Source organism: Pseudoduganella sp. RAF53_2, from assembly GCF_052113985.1.
Classification (GTDB): domain Bacteria; phylum Pseudomonadota; class Gammaproteobacteria; order Burkholderiales; family Burkholderiaceae_D; genus Rugamonas.
The window spans coordinates 1-1,398 of sequence record NZ_JBFRDW010000996.1 but is presented as its reverse complement, the minus strand read 5'-3'; the positions used below and the strand labels follow the sequence as shown (position 1 = coordinate 1,398).

The window sequence follows — 1,398 nt, the reverse complement described above, 5'->3', positions numbered from 1 at the left end:
CTGCGGACGGCTGGCAGTACGCCGCCTTCTACGACCAGGAGCACTTTCTCGTGCTGGCGAGGCGCAAGTCCGGCGCCAGCGAATGGGAAATAAGGCGCACACCTTATCGCGGCAGTTCAAGCGATGCGCACAATGCGATCAGCATCATGGCCGACGCTGAAGGTTTCCTGCACGTCGCCTGGGACCACCACAATTCGCATCTGCGCTACGCACGTGGCGTCGCTCCAGGCTCGCTGGAGCTGGATACGCCGCAGCCAATGACAGGGCAAAACGAAACCCGCGTCACTTACCCCGAATTCCACAGGCTGCCCGATGGCGGCCTGCTGTTCCTGTACCGCGATGGCGGGTCCGGTAACGGCAACCTGGTCGTCAACCGTTATGCAGGCGGCATCTGGCATCGCGTGCATTCCAACCTGATCGACGGCGAGGGCAAGCGCAACGCCTACTGGCAGGCCTTCGTGGACGGGCGCGGCACGATTCACCTGTCCTGGGTCTGGCGCGAATCGCCGGACGTGGCCAGCAACCACGATATCGCCTACGCCCGATCACGCGATGGCGGCAAGACCTGGGAACGCTCGGACGGGAAGCCTTATGTCTTGCCGATTACCGCTGCCAGCGCCGAATACGCGGCGCGCGTGCCGCAGAAGCATGAGCTGATCAACCAGACTTCCATGTCGGCCGACGCACAGGGCCGGCCCTATATTGCAACGTACTGGCGGGAAGAGGGGAGCAAGGTCCCGCAATACCGCATCGTCTATCTGGGCGACAGCGGCTGGGTAAGCGCGCCGGTTGGCGCGCGTACGACGCCCTTCACGCTGGGCGGCGGCGGTACGAAAAAGATCCCGATTGCACGTCCGCAGATCCTGATCGGCAGCGAAGGACAGCAGTTGCTGGTGTTCCGCGACGAGGAGCGCGGCAGCCGGGCCACCGTTGCCGTGCGCTGCAGCGGTGCAGACGCATGGCAGTTGCGCGATCTGACGGCGGCATCGGTCGGCGACTGGGAACCCAGCTACGACACCGAATTGTGGCGCATGGCGGGCGAACTGGATCTGTTCCTGCTGAACGTCACCCAGGGCGACGGCGAGCGGGTAAGCGGCGCGCCGCCGCAGATGGCGCGCGTCCTGGAGTGGCGTGCGGATTGCCCAAATCCGGGTTCTGGGCGATAATCCGCCCACTATGACTGATACGACTACTTCCYCAGCGCTGCCCGACCGCCTGTCGGTCGACCCAAGCAGCAAATACTTTAACGAAGACGTGTTGAAGCGCGACATTGGCATCAAGTTCAATGACAAAGAGCGCGGCGACGTCGAGGAATACTGCATCAGCGAAGGCTGGATCAAGGTTGCCGCCGGCAAGTCGCTGGACCGCAAAGGACGTCCGATGCTGATTCAGCTGAAG

General features: G+C 63.4%; 2 protein-coding genes. Both read left to right on the top strand.

Annotated elements, in window-relative coordinates:
• A partial coding sequence (locus AB4Z11_RS31760) for a BNR repeat-containing protein (RefSeq protein ID WP_442030166.1) occupies positions 1-1,166 on the top strand: 1,166 nt, incomplete at its 5' end.
• Between the two features lie 10 nt (positions 1,167-1,176).
• The coding region (locus tag AB4Z11_RS31755) for a DUF3297 family protein (RefSeq protein WP_442030165.1) at positions 1,177-1,398 on the top strand (222 nt) is incomplete at its 3' end.